The organism is Oceanisphaera pacifica (assembly GCF_017498065.1).
GTDB classification, from domain to species: Bacteria; Pseudomonadota; Gammaproteobacteria; order Enterobacterales; family Aeromonadaceae; genus Oceanimonas; species Oceanimonas pacifica.
This window is the reverse complement of sequence record NZ_JAGDFX010000006.1, coordinates 26,120-38,660: the sequence shown is the minus strand read 5'-3', so window position 1 is coordinate 38,660 and position 12,541 is coordinate 26,120. Positions and strand designations below refer to the sequence as shown.

Here is a 12,541-nt window from a genome sequence, read left to right as displayed (position 1 = left end):
ACTTAGATTGATCACTGTTGAAAAAACCTATAACGCCTTACGATTTAGGGGCGCGTTTTTCTTTGTAGGTACCTGCTTCTATGCCATGACGGCCGAGTAGCTTATAAAAGTCGGTGCGATTTCGCCCAGCCAAACCGGCCGCTTGGCTGACATTACCTTCCGTCATACGCAGAACTTTATGCAGATATAAGCGCTCAAACTCGGCGCGTGCTTCATTAAATGTTGGAAATTGATCATCCGCACCCGCCAAAATACCTTCTAACAATTGTGGCGCAATCACAGGGGCAGAGGCCATAGCCACCGCTTGCTCAACCACATTTAATAACTGGCGAACATTACCAGGCCATTCTGCTGCGGCCAACATGGATAAAGCTTCGGGGGAAAAGCCGGTAACTTGCGTTGACTGGCGTGTTTTTAATTGCTCGAGTGCGTGGCGCGCTAATAAGGGAATATCTTCTGCTCGCTCTCGCAAACTGGGTAAATTCAAATTCACCACATTGAGGCGATAAAATAAGTCTTCTCGAAACTCCCCTTGCTCCATCGCTGTTACTAAGTCTTTGTTGGTAGAAGACAAGACGCGCACATCTGTAGCACTACTCTGAGTCGCGCCTAACGGCCGCACCTCTTGCTGCGCTAAGGCTTGTAGTAATTTACTTTGTAACCTAGGTGTTAGCTCACCTACTTCTTCTAATAATAAACTACCGCCCTTAGCCGCTAAAAATACCCCTGGGTGATCTGAGGTAGCGCCAGCAAAGGCACCTTTAACGTGGCCAAATAACTCAGACTCTAACAGCTGCTCTGTCATGGCGCCGCAATTAAGCACCATAAACGGATATTCCTGACGTGGGCTCGCCTCGTGCAGCGCTTGTGCCATTAAGGCTTTTCCCGAGCCCGAGGGGCCGGTGAGCATCACGCTAATATCCAGTGGCGCCATGCGACGCGCCTGCTCGAGTAGCGCAATCATAATCGGGCTGCGTGTCATAATACGCTGCTGCCAATCATCCGCCATGGCCGGTAATGAAACCGCTAACGCCTCATTAATGGTTTTGCGTAGCGCTTCTTTATCGATAGGTTTAGTTAAAAAACCAAACACCCCTGAGCGGGTGGCGCTAACAGCATCGGTAATAGAGCCGTGAGCAGTCATAATAACCACCGGCAGGCCCACATGTTGGCGTTGAATACGATCAAATAATGCAAGGCCATCCATGCCATCCATGCGCAAATCACTGAGCACCAAATCGGGGCGCTCTTGCTCAAGCCAGGCTAATGCCTCGGCGCCACTTGCAGCGGTTTCCACCGTAAAGCCTTCGCTTTTTAAGCGCAAACCTAACAGCTTTAACAGACTAACATCATCGTCTACCAGTAATATTCTGGCTTTACGTTTCATAGTATTTACTCTCGAAACTTACGTTCGTTAATTTGCTGGTCAATATTCGCCAGTTCATCCAACTTCCGTGTGAGATTATTAATATGTTGTTGGCGTTCAGCCAAGTATCGCTGTTGCTGCAGTAGCGCTTCATTGTATGCCTGAAACACCGCCAAGAAGGATTGGCTGTTAGTATCAAGGCTAGGTAAATTTTTCTTAAAAAGCGTTTGCGCTTGTGTGCGCTCATGCTGTGACGCTTTGGGGTGGCTCAGCCATATGGCCTGCTCTAGCGGTTTGTTTTTTAGCTGGTTCAGCGCTAATCGACGCTGCCCATCATTACTTGCCATCATTTTATCTGATAACTGCACCCAGTCATGTAACGACATATGAGGCGCTTTTTGGTTCGCTTTAGTATCAATAGACTCTGTTTGTTGAAACAGTGGAAAAGGCATACTACAGCCGGCTAACATCAGTGCTAATAACGCACTACACCCTGCTTTATTCATCTTTTGTTCCTGTATTATTATTGTGAGGGAGGTGTAATTCAAAACACACCAAGTCTGTAACTTGGGTATTTAATATTAGTTTTCCTCCCATATTCTCGGCGGCTTCGCGCGCAATACTTAACCCAATACCTGAGCCTTTTAACACGCCTTTTCTTACTTGAGATCCCTGAACAAAGGGCTCAAAAATACGCATTTGTTCCTGTTCGGGAATAGGCTGTCCGCTGTTTGCTACGGTCAATATATAATCTTGCTCGCTCAATTTGGCATTAACCTGTAATACCCCAGCTACATCGGCATAGTTCACGGCATTGGAGATTAAATTATCTAATACCAACTTCAAGCGATGGCTGTCGGCAAGGGGGCAAGCTTCAACTAGCTCCACACTCACTTGTAATGCTTTGTTATCAATGGTTAATCGATGCGCTGCTAGGCTCTGCTCTAACAAAGGCTCCACGGCTACCGGCTCTTCATTCACCTGAACTTGTTGGATGCGATTGTAGTCTAGCAGCTGTTCTATCAGCTCTTGTAAACGAAAGCTGTTATGCACCAAGAGCTCACACACTTCTTGCTGATCGGTATTTAATGGCCCAGTCACCTGCTCCATTAATAGATCTGCCCCTTCACGTAGGCTTGCCAATGGTGTTTTTAACTCATGAGAAAGATGGCGTAAAAATTGTAGCTTTTGTGCTTCAAGTTCACACAAGCGCAAGTGCAGCCAATGTAGTTTATCACCTAAGGCCACCAGCTCGGCAGGCCCACGTATTGGCACCTGCTCTGGGTACACGCCGGCCCCTAAGTTTAAAATACGTTTTTCTAGCTGCCGTACAGGACGAATAATCAAATAAGTAAATAGCAGCGCTAACAGCAAGCTGGCCCCACCTAAAGCCGCACTCAGCATCCAAAGCTGTTGGCGCATCACAATAACATGCTCACGCTCTTGCTGAATACGATCATCAATTTGCGCTCGAGTTAAGGCATCTAGCGCTAAAGTGGTGCTATTAAAGGCATTAAAGATAACTACCCGCTCTCTAATTTGCTCATTGTTTGCCTGCGCTAAATCAGCCAAATACACCAATTGATGCTGTAACGACTCACCTAAATCGCCACCGTCTATCCTCAACAATAATTGTTCTAACTCTAGGCGATAACGCTCTAATAATCGTAGGTAAGATTCTCTTAGCATCGGATTTTCTAGCACCGCATACCGGCGAATAGCTCGCTCCATCTCAAGCGCCAAATCGTTCATATCCGATGCGCGACGCGTATCCACCACCGCACTTTCTACCCCATCTTGAGCCAAGAGAATGACACGCTCTAAGCTACGACCATTTTGAATGACCAATAAAGTCAAGGGCAACAAGACGACGGTAAACGCCACTAATACTAGCCGTAGCAAAGAGCGAGGGGCAAATCCCCTAGTCGCATTCGACATTATCCAACACCTTGTTATGTAATAAGGTGGCAGGATAACAAATATGGAGGGAAACGCAGACCATTGAGTGAACAAGCTGCTTCTGTTCAATATAGTATTGCAGCAAGCATACCTATAATAAACTGTGTTTATCTAATAATCGGTATAAGGTGGCTCGCGATACATTGAGCTGCTTAGCCACCGAGCTTACCTTGCCGTGAGACTCAGTAAGTGCACGGGATAGAGCTTCACGTTCAGCCTCTTCGCGAATCGTTTTTAGGCACTCTCCATCCGTAGAAGGTGGCCCTGCTTCTATTTCTAAATCAACAGGCTGAATGTAGCGCCCAGAAGCCATGACAGAGGCTCTTTGCACGCGGTTAAGCAGTTCTCGCACATTACCCGGCCACCGATACTGCAACATGGCAACTTCTGCCTGCTCAGAAAAGTCCAACCTTCCCCCTTCTCCTTCTTGTTGCTGTTGCAGAAACCTTCTAGCCAATAAAAGAACATCGTCACCTCGCTGACGTAATGGCGGTACTTTTAAACGGATTACATTCAAGCGAAAGTAGAGATCTTCTCTAAAGCGCCCCTCTTGCACAGCCTTTTCTAAATCCACATGTGTTGCCGCAATAATACGTACGTTAAGGTGAATAGATTGATGAGAGCCAACCCTTTCAATGGTTTTTTCTTGCAAAAAACGCAATAAGTTAACTTGCTCTTCTAACGGAAGGTCACCGATTTCATCAAGAAATAAAGAACCATTATGTGCCGCTTCCACTCTACCTATCTTGCGCTGTGTCGCGCCAGTAAAGGCGCCTTTTTCGTGGCCAAATAACTCAGACTGAACTAATTGAGCAGGCAGAGCCCCACAGTTAACAGGAATAAAAGGCCCCTGAGCACACTCAGACCCTTTGTGTAATTCTTGTGCAACCAGCTCTTTACCCGTGCCGCTTTCACCAGTAATAAGAACAGGTAACTGACAACGAGACAATTTCTTTAGCTGCTGATTTAAGTGTTCCATACACTGACTCTGCCCCAATATACCGTGGTTAATGCCAAAGACGGTGTCGGTATGCTTGGGGGAGGCACATAGCTTAGCCATCCCCAATGCGTGACCCAGCATATACTGCAGTCGCGTAAAATCAGGGGGGCTGGTATGAAAATCATAAAAGTAGTTTTTCAATAAATAACGTACCGCATCACTACTTAAATAAGGCTTACTAACAATGGCCACCCAAAACACGCTAGCATATGTTCTAACAAATAACTCCACCATATCCATATTGGTGACTTCACTTAACTCAACCACTCCCACCTGAACCTCTTTCATTACCGAAGGGTCAGAATGTGAATGAGTAAGATATTTAATGTGGTGTATCCCCCACTCCATCTTACTAATTTCATTAACAATTTCACTATCACTATGACATAAAAAGAGAATGGGGCCCTTCTGTCGTCTCTCATCCATGTTGTCACCCATGCGCTATTCCTTGTCGCTATCCAGTTAATGTTTATCTAAGGCTAGACGATAACGGCCGGCTTGGTGGCTCCCTCGTTCTAATTTAAGTCAGCAAGGGAGCATAAACACCTGTGTCTCACTTTTGATAATGGGCAACAAAACTGAGAACTAAAGTTAAGCTATTGTTTAGTAAGGAATTATTTTACACCTAAGCAAATGGTGTCTCTTAAGTGAGACTAATGAATTTCATTGAAAAATAAAAAATCAAATATATCAACAACTTAAAAGTTGGCCTGGCTTTTGCTACCTTTTATACAGTATTAACAAATGTCACCTACTTTATATGATACAGGGAGCATGGCATGACTAAGGATAGCGCCATAAAAGTAACCACAAGTGCAATGCACTACACGACAGCAACATTACTGTTTCTGTCATTTAATGTGGCTGCCAATAACTTGTATCCAAATATTAGTCATGTTGAACCTAACACACTGAATAATGTAACTGGTATAGTTGGTGTTAATATGGCAGCAGGTGACAGTAACATTCAATCTAATACCAGAAGTATAGCTATTGGCAAAGGCGCTCAAGCAATATCTAAGTCAACATTATCAACTCAACAATTAAATAACAATAGTAATGCTAGCGTTAGCTTAGGTAAAAACACGCTGCATAATGCACACGGCATTATTGCTATTAACCAAGCTTCTGGTTCAGGAAACACTCAGTTAAATGATATAACCATTGCTTTTGGAGATAATGCGCAAGCTATTTCGGATATTTCACTCAGCGCCAACTCAATACCAAACAGCAGCCAAGTCAATCAAAAAAACAATAGCAATGGTATAAAAAAAGTAGAGTTAGACAAAAATTCACTGAATGGCGCAACCGGTGCCATTCAAGTAAACCAGATTGCCGGGAGTGGCAATATAGCAGTAAACCGGGTATCTATGCCCATTCAATAAACGACATTATTTATAACAACCTTATTAAATAAAAGTCGTAAATTGTAGAATAAAAATTGCTTTCAAGGAGAGAGACAATGAAAAAATTCATTATAGCCCCAGTAGCAACAGTCGTTATGCTTGGTTTAAGCGGGTACGCTAACGCTGAAGGCGGTGTTGAAATTTCTAAAAGTGTAGATATTTCTAACTCCACGCATTATTACGGTGGAGGTCTTATGCTAGGTAAAATTGGTTTTAACCAATTAGGCATGGCAGTAATTAACAACGAACAAGAATCTAGTAACAATAACGTTGTTAACATTCGTAATACGAATAACGCTAAAATAGATGATTCAGCAAACAAATTAACGGGTAATAGTGGTGTCAACGTCGCGGGTGGTGACAACAACGTACAATCTAACAATACCGCCCTTACTGCTGTAGGTGAAAATCAATCATCACTCTTCGGGCTACTGAGTGGTTCGTCAATTGATGCAGAGATTTTCTCTTCTCAATCAGCTAATAAGAACTATACGCATAATGAAGGTAACCATAATAATGCGACCGTTGGTAATGGCTCACTCAATAATTCTGCCGGTAACTTAGGTGCCAACGTAGCTGCAGGTAATAGTAACGTACAAACAAATAACTTTGCTGTATCTTACAGTGACCGAGCTAATGTAGCTGTATCTACCGTGCATAACTCTCAGTCTGCAACCAATAACAACACCCGTAACGAAACCTTGATGCAAACTGATAAAGGGTTAAAGATTGGTATTTCAATGTCAGGTCAAGTCGACGGTACATATAGCGGAAAGAGTATTCAAAGCAACGATGTTTATCCAGAAATCTGGCTTGGTGGTAGTCAGAATGGCAACCACCCTGATGCTCAAGAGTATGTTGGCCACATGGACTTCGATGGTTCACCATTAACTCCTAACGGTGATAATCCTAGCTCAGATAAAGCTGGACATTTTGAATTTAAAGATGACGGTACAATCGATTTAGGTAAAGTGTCATTAAAAGGTTCTATGACTACAGTAAATACCATTGCTGGTCGTACTAACTTTAACAATGCCATACTTAGCGGCGGTTCGTTGAACAATGCGTCTGGTAACGTTGGCGTTAACGTAGCAGCGGGTACTAACAACCTGCAAAGCAATAGCTTAGCATTAAGTGTTGGTGGTGAGTTCTAAATAGTGAGTTAGCTCCGGAGAAATCCGGAGCTATTTTATCTTCAATTAGAGGTAACAGTAATGAAGCTACTCTTGACTAGCCTATTACTCTTCCTTTCATATTCAACTTCAGCTGCTAATCTTAATATGACAGGCATTGTGTCTGGTGTCGGCGGCTCAAGTAAAAAAGTAATCAGTTTAGCGGAACGTCGATTTATAGGTGTAGAAAAACAGCAAACTGATTTTAGCTGTGGTGCAGCCTCAGTAGCAACTATATTAAAATACTCATATAACGTTCCTACTAAAGAAAAATGGGTTATGGATGGCATGCTAGCTATGTCGGATCCTGAGCTAGTTGCTCAATATGGTTTTTCTATGTTAGACATGAAAAACTATGTGGAAATGCTTGGTATGCAAGCAAAGGGTTTTAAAGTGTCAGCAGAAGACATTAACCAAATAACCATTCCCTCTATTGTATTATTAAACATTAAAGGTTTTCACCACTTTGTTGTATTAAAAACTATTGACAGTGAAAACCGCGTTTATTTAGCTGATCCTGCTTTAGGAAATCAAATTGTAGAAATGGATGAGTTTTTAGCGGGTTGGAATAATATAATATTGGCAATTGTCGGTGATAATTATAACAAGCATTCTATTTTAGCTAACCCTTCTCCCCCATTAACAGCAAGAGGTAGAGACGGACGCTTCGTTCCTGTATCAGATGCCGCTTTAATGGAATTTGGATTCAACTATAAAGATTTATTGTGAGGCGAACATGAAACAAATCGTCGGACTATTAGCATTAATATCTAGTGTAGGATTAGTGCAGGCAGCTGAAACACCCAGCTTATTTAATAATAATATAATAGGTGTGCAATTAAGTGATGAGGTATTGGGTGCACAGCGCGGTAAGTTTGTTGCTGCTAATGCCCGTTCTCATTATTTTGGTATCGAATTTATTACGACGATCCCTGGCGCCAATAACACTATGATAACGAATAGTATGCAAGTAAATGTTAACTTTAACCAAAAGCAGCCTGTTAAAATAAATACCTATAGTAGTGCAGGCTCAGCGACCAGCAATAATGCCAGCACTGCTGGGGCTAACAATATATTGCCTAACGGTAGTGGCGTGGTACAAGCCGCACAAATTGCGGGTAATGGTAACGCCGGTATTAATGACTTTATGTTTATTCCCGGTCAGATGAAAATGCAAGGGCAAACGCTCAAACAGGGGCATTACCAACTTAACTTGCCCGAAGGTACAGTGCGTTACGATGTTAATAGTAGTGGCTTAGGCATGTCATACATATCCCAAAATGGTAATGTTAATTCTACTCAAAGGCTGCGCAACAACCAAGGCAATAAAGGTTTTGTGCAACAATTTCGTATTACTGACAATAATAAGCTATTGTCTAATCAGACGAAGTTTTATATTGGTGATAAAATGGCTGCTTATACTGATTTAGCAGATACTCTACGCCAGCAGCTACCAACGGGAATCCGCTAATCACCATCACTTTATACGCAGGGAGTGCGCATGAAAAAGACCAGAATAACCTTGGTGATATTAAGTAGCTTTTCTACTTTACTAGCCGCACAAGAAGCCTCTTCGGGATCCGAAGAGGCTTTGTTGCAACAGCAGCTTGATAATTTGCGCCAGCAACTTATTCAGCAAAACCAGCAACTACACCGCTTACAAAACCGCTTGAGTGCCAGTCAACCACAGTCAACCGCACAAGATATGGCTGGCCGTGTAAGTGGCGAACGACGCACACCTGCCCCCAGTCGCTCAACTGAAGATTTATTAATAGAGCAGCACAATGTGTTTGATCGCAAATTTAGTCTCGACTTTGGTTTAAGCTATGCTTACTACGATCGTAAACAACTCTTATTGAAAGGCTTAGTCGTTTACGATGCGATATTTCTTGGCAAAATCGATACCGACCGTATTCGTTCTCATCAGTGGACGGCTGATCTTACCGGCCGCTATACCATTAATGATCGCTGGCAAGCTGAATTAAGAGTTCCTTACGTTTATCGCTACATGGACTACACCGTGACTGATGATGGTGCTAGTCAGAATGATAAGCCGGTAAAAATATTCGATAGCTTAAGCGACGGGAGTATCGGTGATATTAGTGCTGCCGTTTATTATCGAGTACTAACTGAAACCAACAGTCGGCCCGACTTAGTCTGGAACTTCAGAGTCACAGCCCCCACCGGTCGTGACCCCTTTGGCATACCTAATACCCCTAACGACAATACCAACCTAGATGTGCCCACAGAACTTGCCACCGGCACCGGTTTATGGGGACTATCAACTGGCTTCTCTGCCGTTAAAACCGTCGATCCTGCCATTTTATTTGCCAGCGTCGATTACACCCATTATTTAAAAGACAGCTTCGATGATATCTCTGTAGCAGCCGGTAATCAGCCCGGTGAAGTGCAATTAGGTGATTCTTTCGGCTATGGCTTAGGCATGGCCTTTGCCCTTAGTGAGCGCTTAAGCTTATCGCTAAACTTTAATCAAAGCTTTAACCGTGAAGCAAAACAAGCTTTTGAAGGAGAGAGCCTGAGCGAAGTTCAAGGCTCTAGTGGTAACTCAGCCACCATGGGCATGGGTGTCACTTGGGCCATTGATGATCGTCTCTCTATGGTTGTCAACTGGGCGGCAGGCCTAACGCAAGATGCCCCAGACTATGTTGTGGGTGTACGTTTCCCTTATCGTTTTTAATCTAAGCGTTAACTGCATCAATATAGCGAGTGCCAGATTTTGTGTATACATCTCAAAAGCTGGCATTTTACCAAGCACCAACATTCCTTAACATCCATACATTATGTCACTCTCTGCACTGTGCACTATACTGTGTAGAGGTGACGAGTCTCTTATATTGGGCTCTAGTTGGCTTACCCTGTAAATAATGGCAAACTCAATTTCAGTCTTTTCTGTAGATCTTATAGATGATCTACATGAAGAAGCCACATACAAGGAGATTCATAATGGCAATGGCAACAGTAAGTGAAATTATGCGACGCAGCATTCCTCTACTAACGGCTGAAATGTCGATTACAGAGGCGTTAGACAAGCTCTTATCTTCTGGTTTAAGCGGTCTGCCGGTGGTTAATACCCAGCGCAACATTATTGGCTTTTTTTCTGAACAAGACTGTATTCCTACTCTAGTTAAGGCCAGCTATCACTGTGATAACCGCGTTACCGTTAACGATATCATGTATAAAGAGCCCCTAACGGTATCCCCCGACAGCGATGTGTTTGAGCTCGCCCGTTTAATGGGCGGTGCTAAGCCTAAGCTATATCCGGTAATAGAAGATAATAAAGTGGTGGGTATGGTCACCCGCCATCAAGTGATGCAGTTTCTTAACGAAAAATTACAAACCTGTACTATTAGCTACTAACCGCTTGCAGCTATAAGCGAGCATACAACAAAAAACGGGAACCCATGGTTCCCGTTTTTGTGGCGATTTTTATTCGGCTTACAGTAATTCTGCTACTGACTCGTGTAATTGAGCTGGCCAAATACCACATTGCACCTGACCTATGTGTGACAGCTGCAATAACAACATGACTAAGCGTGACTGGCCAATACCGCCGCCAATAGTTTGTGGTAGCTTTCCGGCTAGCAAAGCTTGGTGCCATTCTTGACTCGCTCGGCTTTCTTGGCCGGTTAGCGCCAGCTGATGATTAAGCGCGTCTTGATCAACCCGAATGCCCATAGAAGATAACTCAAAGGCATTTTCTAAGATGGGGTTCCACACCAAAATATCACCGTTTAGGCCGCATAAGCCCTCTTTACCCTGGGTGGACCAGTCATCGTAGTCTGGCGCGCGCACATCGTGGCTCTCACCGTGGCTTAATTCACAGCCAATGCCGATTAAGAATACCGCCCCAAATTCTTTGGCAACCGCTCGCTCACGGCCTTTGGCATCTAAATCAGGATAACGGGTAAGTAACTCTTCGGCATGTAAGATATGAATATGATCAGGCAAAAAAGGCGTTAAACCAAACTCACCTGCTGCTGCCAGTTCTGTTTTTTTGATGCCGTCGTAAATTTGTTCCACAGTGCGCACTAAAAAATCAACATTGCGCTCTTGCGCCGACATTACTTGTTCCCAATCCCACTGATCCACATACACAGAGTGAATGGGGCTGAGGTTATCTTCATCTGGGCGCAGCGCTTTCATATGGGTATAAATGCCCTCACCGGGAGTAAACTCGAAACGTGCTAGGGTGTGGCGTTTCCATTTGGCTAACGAGTGCACTACTTCAAATACCGAGCCCGGTATAGCTTTTGCTTTTACCTGCACCGCTTTTTCTGAGCCAGAAAGGTTATCTTGCATACCATCACCTAGGCGGCTAAGAATGGGAGCCTGCACTTCCAATAAATTGAGCTTTTGCGCCAGCTGATCAGAAAAATACTCCCGCACAAAGCGGATTTGGCGTTGGCGTTCAATATAGGATTGCTTCATGTCATTCACCTAGGTTGCTAGTTAGTATTATTAAATAATCAGACAAAACCCAACTTAATTCAATATTACATAGAAAAAACTCCCACATCGGTTTAAATTAATTAAAAAAATGACTTAATTTTAAGGAAAACACAAAAAATGACTGAGAAAAGCGACGCACATTATCGAATCGACAATCTAGATAAATCCATTCTCATGGCATTAATGGAGAATGCGCGCACGCCCTATGCCGAACTAGCCAAGCGATTTGCGGTGAGCCCTGGCACTATTCATGTGCGGGTCGAAAAAATGAAACAGGCAGGAATTATTGAAGGCACTCACGTGCAAGTGAATGCTAAAAAGCTAGGTTATGATGTGTGTTGCTTTATTGGCATTATTCTAAAAAGTGCCCGCGATTACCCAGTGGCACTCGCCAAACTAGAGCAGCTAACGGAGGTCGTAGAAGCTTACTACACCACAGGTCACTACAATGTGTTTATCAAGATAATGACCCGCTCTATTGACGAGTTACAGCAAGTGCTGGTCAATAAAATCCAAGTGATCGATGAAATACAGTCCACCGAAACCCTGATCTCCTTACAGCAGCCCATCAACAAAGACGTTACGCCTTAGGCCCAGCGTTCAGGGAGGTAGTCCCGAAGCCGTGTACCCCGGGACTTTTCTCGCCCTTTATTCTTAACCCAAGGCGCTGGGCGCTTAATACTTTATTTGTTAGCGTCAGTCAGCAAGTCTTGCATTTGCTTAATACGCAGCTGCTTAAGCTTATGTTCGGCAGTAACTTTTTCAAGGGTCGCTGCTTTAAGCTCTTTATTTTCTATTTGCTCCGCTTTATGCTCTGCCATTAATTTACGCAACAGCATGCTCTGCTCAGCTGATGCCAAGCGCGCTTGATAGCTGGCAATAAACTGTGCTTTTAAATCTGGGGTTTCTAACTTATCTAAGCGCTTTTCAAGATATTTTTCGAAACGCTCTGCGTCCATCATATGTCCACCCATGCCGTGATGACGCTTTCCGTGATAACCGGATTTATGCATGCCTTTATGGCCCATTTCACAGCCGTCTTTCATTTGCGAATGTTGACCATGATGGCCTCTATTTTGTTCCCCTTGGCCTTCGGCATTCACTAATGCAGGGGCAGCCAGCAAGCTAGTGGCAAGTAATAGTGCGCTATATTTCATCTTCATAATAA

Annotated in this window: 13 protein-coding genes; 7 read left to right on the top strand and 6 right to left on the bottom strand. The window is 43.7% G+C overall.

Annotation, left to right across the window (positions count from 1 at the left end; all coding sequences use genetic code 11):
• Nucleotides 1-37 precede the first annotated feature (37 nt).
• The 4 genes from J3U76_RS06205 to J3U76_RS06190 form a co-directional block, all read right to left on the bottom strand.
• Nucleotides 38-1,387, bottom strand: coding sequence for a sigma 54-interacting transcriptional regulator (locus tag J3U76_RS06205; protein WP_208005063.1), 1,350 nt, complete (start codon nt 1,385-1,387; stop codon nt 38-40).
• 5 nt (nt 1,388-1,392) lie between these two features.
• Complete coding sequence (locus J3U76_RS06200; protein WP_208005062.1) at nt 1,393-1,872, bottom strand: hypothetical protein; 480 nt, start codon at nt 1,870-1,872, stop codon at nt 1,393-1,395.
• Complete coding sequence (locus J3U76_RS06195; protein ID WP_208005061.1) at nt 1,865-3,304, bottom strand: sensor histidine kinase; 1,440 nt, start codon at nt 3,302-3,304, stop codon at nt 1,865-1,867. The genes J3U76_RS06200 and J3U76_RS06195 overlap by 8 nt, the downstream gene beginning before the upstream one ends.
• A gap of 112 nt (nt 3,305-3,416) precedes the next feature.
• Nucleotides 3,417-4,763: a sigma-54 dependent transcriptional regulator gene (locus J3U76_RS06190; protein ID WP_208005060.1), complete on the bottom strand. Its 1,347-nt coding sequence runs from the start codon at nt 4,761-4,763 to the stop codon at nt 3,417-3,419.
• A 341-nt stretch (nt 4,764-5,104) separates the two neighbouring features.
• Between J3U76_RS06190 and J3U76_RS06185 the strand changes: the two genes are divergently transcribed.
• The 6 genes from J3U76_RS06185 (at nt 5,105) to J3U76_RS06160 (ending at nt 10,281) form a co-directional block, all read left to right on the top strand.
• The gene (locus J3U76_RS06185) at nt 5,105-5,710 is read left to right on the top strand and encodes a hypothetical protein (RefSeq protein WP_208005059.1); all 606 of its coding nucleotides are present in this window, start codon (nt 5,105-5,107) and stop codon (nt 5,708-5,710) included.
• Between the two features lie 77 nt (nt 5,711-5,787).
• Nucleotides 5,788-6,885: a hypothetical protein gene (locus tag J3U76_RS06180; RefSeq protein ID WP_208005058.1), complete on the top strand. Its 1,098-nt coding sequence runs from the start codon at nt 5,788-5,790 to the stop codon at nt 6,883-6,885.
• A gap of 60 nt (nt 6,886-6,945) precedes the next feature.
• The gene (locus J3U76_RS06175; RefSeq protein WP_208005057.1) at nt 6,946-7,632 is read left to right on the top strand and encodes a C39 family peptidase; all 687 of its coding nucleotides are present in this window, start codon (nt 6,946-6,948) and stop codon (nt 7,630-7,632) included.
• A gap of 7 nt (nt 7,633-7,639) precedes the next feature.
• Nucleotides 7,640-8,374 carry a hypothetical protein gene (locus tag J3U76_RS06170; protein WP_208005056.1) on the top strand — a complete coding sequence of 245 codons (735 nt, stop codon included), beginning with the start codon at nt 7,640-7,642 and terminating at the stop codon, nt 8,372-8,374.
• A gap of 30 nt (nt 8,375-8,404) precedes the next feature.
• Nucleotides 8,405-9,601 carry a transporter gene (locus J3U76_RS06165; RefSeq protein ID WP_208005055.1) on the top strand — a complete coding sequence of 399 codons (1,197 nt, stop codon included), beginning with the start codon at nt 8,405-8,407 and terminating at the stop codon, nt 9,599-9,601.
• Between the two features lie 272 nt (nt 9,602-9,873).
• Nucleotides 9,874-10,281, top strand: coding sequence for a CBS domain-containing protein (locus J3U76_RS06160; protein WP_208005219.1), 408 nt, complete (start codon nt 9,874-9,876; stop codon nt 10,279-10,281).
• Nucleotides 10,282-10,359: 78 nt separating this feature from the next.
• On the opposite strand, the gene asnA is transcribed toward J3U76_RS06160, so the two are convergent.
• A complete protein-coding gene (gene asnA / locus J3U76_RS06155) occupies nt 10,360-11,352 on the bottom strand; it encodes an aspartate--ammonia ligase (RefSeq protein WP_208005054.1) in 993 nt (330 codons plus the stop codon).
• 138 nt (nt 11,353-11,490) lie between these two features.
• Between asnA and asnC the strand changes: the two genes are divergently transcribed.
• Nucleotides 11,491-11,964, top strand: coding sequence for a transcriptional regulator AsnC (gene asnC, locus J3U76_RS06150; RefSeq protein ID WP_208005053.1), 474 nt, complete (start codon nt 11,491-11,493; stop codon nt 11,962-11,964).
• 92 nt (nt 11,965-12,056) lie between these two features.
• On the opposite strand, the gene J3U76_RS06145 is transcribed toward asnC, so the two are convergent.
• On the bottom strand, nt 12,057-12,536 hold the full coding sequence (locus tag J3U76_RS06145) for a hypothetical protein (protein WP_208005052.1): 480 nt from the start codon (nt 12,534-12,536) through the stop codon (nt 12,057-12,059).
• Between the last annotated feature and the right edge of the window lie 5 nt (nt 12,537-12,541).

Coding starts and splice junctions, on each gene's coding strand:
- J3U76_RS06205 (WP_208005063.1), bottom strand. CDS start 1,387: ATGAAACGTAAAGCCAGAATATTACTGGTAGACGATGATGTTAGTCTG.
- J3U76_RS06200 (WP_208005062.1), bottom strand. CDS start 1,872: ATGAATAAAGCAGGGTGTAGTGCGTTATTAGCACTGATGTTAGCCGGC.
- J3U76_RS06195 (WP_208005061.1), bottom strand. CDS start 3,304: ATGTCGAATGCGACTAGGGGATTTGCCCCTCGCTCTTTGCTACGGCTA.
- J3U76_RS06190 (WP_208005060.1), bottom strand. CDS start 4,763: ATGGGTGACAACATGGATGAGAGACGACAGAAGGGCCCCATTCTCTTT.
- J3U76_RS06185 (WP_208005059.1), top strand. CDS start 5,105: ATGACTAAGGATAGCGCCATAAAAGTAACCACAAGTGCAATGCACTAC.
- J3U76_RS06180 (WP_208005058.1), top strand. CDS start 5,788: ATGAAAAAATTCATTATAGCCCCAGTAGCAACAGTCGTTATGCTTGGT.
- J3U76_RS06175 (WP_208005057.1), top strand. CDS start 6,946: ATGAAGCTACTCTTGACTAGCCTATTACTCTTCCTTTCATATTCAACT.
- J3U76_RS06170 (WP_208005056.1), top strand. CDS start 7,640: ATGAAACAAATCGTCGGACTATTAGCATTAATATCTAGTGTAGGATTA.
- J3U76_RS06165 (WP_208005055.1), top strand. CDS start 8,405: ATGAAAAAGACCAGAATAACCTTGGTGATATTAAGTAGCTTTTCTACT.
- J3U76_RS06160 (WP_208005219.1), top strand. CDS start 9,874: ATGGCAACAGTAAGTGAAATTATGCGACGCAGCATTCCTCTACTAACG.
- asnA (WP_208005054.1), bottom strand. CDS start 11,352: ATGAAGCAATCCTATATTGAACGCCAACGCCAAATCCGCTTTGTGCGG.
- asnC (WP_208005053.1), top strand. CDS start 11,491: ATGACTGAGAAAAGCGACGCACATTATCGAATCGACAATCTAGATAAA.
- J3U76_RS06145 (WP_208005052.1), bottom strand. CDS start 12,536: ATGAAGATGAAATATAGCGCACTATTACTTGCCACTAGCTTGCTGGCT.